This window comes from Streptomyces sp. CO7, from assembly GCF_053474865.1.
This window is the reverse complement of sequence record NZ_JBRIOU010000001.1, coordinates 5,749-8,698: the sequence shown is the minus strand read 5'-3', so window position 1 is coordinate 8,698 and position 2,950 is coordinate 5,749. Positions and strand designations below refer to the sequence as shown.

Here is a 2,950-nt window from a genome sequence, read left to right as displayed (position 1 = left end):
GGACGACACCCGGCCCGCCCTCACCGCCTCGGCCCCCGGCGTCCTGTGGGCGCTGCTCACCCCGCTGCTCGCCCTCCTGGACCGCACCAGTGTGCTGCACGCGCCGCCCGCCACCCTGGAGAAGGTCGCCGACCGCCTCGACGCCGTCGCCGAGCGCTGCGGGCCCGCCGTGCCCGCCTACGGCAACCCGGCCAAGACCCTCGCCGCCGAACTCGCCGAGTCCCTGCCGGTCGTCTGGACCGAGGGCCACTCCGCCGGACCGGCCGGCCGCCGCTTCACCGCGGCCCTCGCCGAACTGGCCGGCCGCCCCGCCGTCGCCGCCGAGCTCCCCGAGGCGATGGACGCCCACAGCGCCCTGCTCTCCGGCCCGCTCGCCGCCGGCGGCGACCCCGACGACTTCTTCCGCGACCGCGTCGAGGAACCGTCGGCCCTCCGCGCGCGTGTCGTCCTCCTGCGGGACCGCCCCACCGGCGGCCTCAGCGCGGCCCCCGCCGCCCGGGACCTGGCCATCAGCCACGACACGCCGGTCAGCGAGATCGAGCCGGAGGACGGCGAGGAACTCGAGACCCTGGCGGAACTGATCGCCATCACCGATTTCGCCGCCGTTTACCTGGCGCTCGCCTCGGGTGTCTGAGCTGGAGCCGACACACCGCACCCGCCCCGGAACCCCCGGCGCGGAGGACACGCCGAGACACCCGGAGACGAAGGGTATGGACCTCCTCACCAACACCATCCGCCCCTACGCGTGGGGCTCCACCACCGCCATCGCCGAACTGATCGGCGAGCGGCCCACCGGTGAGCCGCAGGCCGAGATGTGGATGGGGGCCCACCCCGGCGCGCCCTCCCGGACCCCGCGCGGCAGCCTGCCCGAGGTGATCGCCGCCGACCCCGAGCGTGAGCTCGGCGCCGCCACCGTCGCCCGCTTCGGCCCGCGGCTGCCGTTCCTGCTCAAGCTGCTCGCCGCCGCCAGCCCCCTCTCGCTGCAGGTCCACCCCGACCTCGTCCAGGCCCGCGAGGGGTACGAGGCCGAGCAGCGCCGCGGCATCGCCGTCGACGCCCCGCACCGCAACTACAAGGACGCCAACCACAAGCCCGAGCTGATCTGCGCCCTCACCGACTTCGAGGGCCTGTGCGGTTTCCGCCCGGCGGCCGCAACCGCGGACCTCTTCGACGGCCTCCAGGTGCCCGCCCTCGCCCCGTACGCCGAGGCTCTGCGCACCCTCCCCGAGGCGGACGCGCTGCGCCAGGTCCTCACCGCCGTCCTCACCGGCGACCCCGAGGAGACCGCCCGGACCGTCGCCGACACCGCGGCGGCCTGCGAGCGCCTCGGCGGACGGTACGAGGTCTACGCCCGGATAGCGCGTCACTTCCCCGGCGACCCCGGGGTCCTCGCCTCGATGCTGCTGCACCACGTCCGCCTGGCGCCCGGCGAGGCCCTCTACCTGTCGGCCGGCGTCCCGCACGCCTACCTGCGCGGCCTGGGCGTCGAGCTGATGTCCACCTCGGACAACGTGCTGCGCTGCGGCCTCACCCCCAAGCACGTCGACGTCCCCGAACTGCTGAAGGTGGTCCGCTTCGCGTCCTGCGGGACCGAGGTGCTCACCCCGCGCCCCCTGCCGGACGGCGAGGAGCTGTACGAGACGCCGGTGGACGAGTTCCGCCTCTCCCGCCTCCGCCTCACCGACGGAACCGCCGCAGCCGACCTGACCCGGCCCGCGCCGCAGGTGCTGCTGTGCACCGAGGGCGGCGTCCGCGTCGGCGAAGTGAAGCTGGCGCCCGGCGCCTCGGTGTTCGTGCCCGCCGGAGAAAGAACCGAAGTGTCCGGGAGCGGGACGCTTTTCCGGGCAACCGTCTCCTGCTGAGGACCGTCGGACAGCACGGCCGCCGCGCCACCGCGGCGGCGGCCTGCAACAATGCCGACGGTCAACGGACATGACGGCTGAGCAGGAAGGACCACGCGAACTCATGAGCGCGTCAGGCGGAACCAAGGCGATCGTCGCGGCACTGGCCGCGAACCTCGCGATCGCGGTAGCGAAGTTCGTGGCGTTCCTCTTCAGCGGCTCGTCGTCGATGCTCGCGGAGAGCGTCCACTCGCTGGCGGACTCCGGCAACCAGGGCCTCCTGCTGGTGGGCGGCAAGAAGGCCAAGCGCGAGGCCACCCCGCAGCACCCCTTCGGCTACGGACGCGAGCGGTACATCTACGCCTTCCTCGTCTCCATCGTGCTCTTCTCGCTCGGCGGCATGTTCGCGCTGTACGAGGGCTACGAGAAGATCAAGGACCCGCACTCGCTGGATCACTGGTACTGGCCGGTCGGCGTGCTGGTCTTCGCGATCATCGCGGAGAGCTTCTCCTTCCGGACCGCGATCAAGGAGTCCAACAGCCTCCGCGGCGGGCTCTCCTGGACCCAGTTCGTCCGCCGGGCCAAGGCGCCCGAGCTGCCGGTCGTCCTGCTGGAGGACCTGGGCGCGCTGGTCGGTCTGGTCCTCGCCCTCGGCGGCGTCGGCCTCGCCGTCCTCACCGGCGACGGCGTCTGGGACGGCATCGGCACCCTGTGCATCGGCGTCCTGCTGATCGTGATCGCCCTCGTGCTGGCCGCGGAGACCAAGTCGCTGCTGCTCGGCGAGGCCGCGGGCATCGAGGAAGTGAAGAAGATCGAGGCGGCCGTGGTCGACGGCGACACTGTGCCCCGCCTCATCCACATGCGTACCCTGCACCTCGGTCCCGAGGAGCTGCTGGTCGCCGCGAAGATCGCGGTCAAGGCCGACTCCGGCGCCGCGGAGATCGCCGGCGCCATCGACGCCGCCGAGAAGCGCGTCCGCGCCGCGGTTCCCATCGCCCGCGTCATCTACCTGGAGCCGGACATCTACAGCGAGACCGCCGCGGCCGCCGGCCCCGACCCCGAGGCCACCCCGGGCGGCGCCCACCCCGCCCACTGACCCGTCTCCACCG

Annotated in this window: 3 protein-coding genes; all 3 read left to right on the top strand. The window is 73.4% G+C overall.

Annotated features, from left to right (window positions below):
- Positions 1–634 (top strand): SIS domain-containing protein (locus ACOV8S_RS00040; protein ID WP_448315092.1); only part of this gene is annotated, 634 nt, incomplete at its 5' end.
- A 76-nt stretch (positions 635–710) separates the two neighbouring features.
- Entirely contained in the window at positions 711–1,862 is a 1,152-nt protein-coding gene (gene manA / locus ACOV8S_RS00035) for a mannose-6-phosphate isomerase, class I (RefSeq protein WP_448315090.1), read from the top strand.
- A gap of 103 nt (positions 1,863–1,965) precedes the next feature.
- Entirely contained in the window at positions 1,966–2,937 is a 972-nt protein-coding gene (locus ACOV8S_RS00030) for a cation diffusion facilitator family transporter (protein WP_448315088.1), read from the top strand.
- Positions 2,938–2,950 lie beyond the last annotated feature (13 nt).

Excerpts from the sequence above, each read along its gene's own strand:
- manA (WP_448315090.1), top strand. The coding sequence starts at position 711 with ATGGACCTCCTCACCAACACCATCCGCCCCTACGCGTGGGGCTCCACC.
- ACOV8S_RS00030 (WP_448315088.1), top strand. The coding sequence starts at position 1,966 with ATGAGCGCGTCAGGCGGAACCAAGGCGATCGTCGCGGCACTGGCCGCG.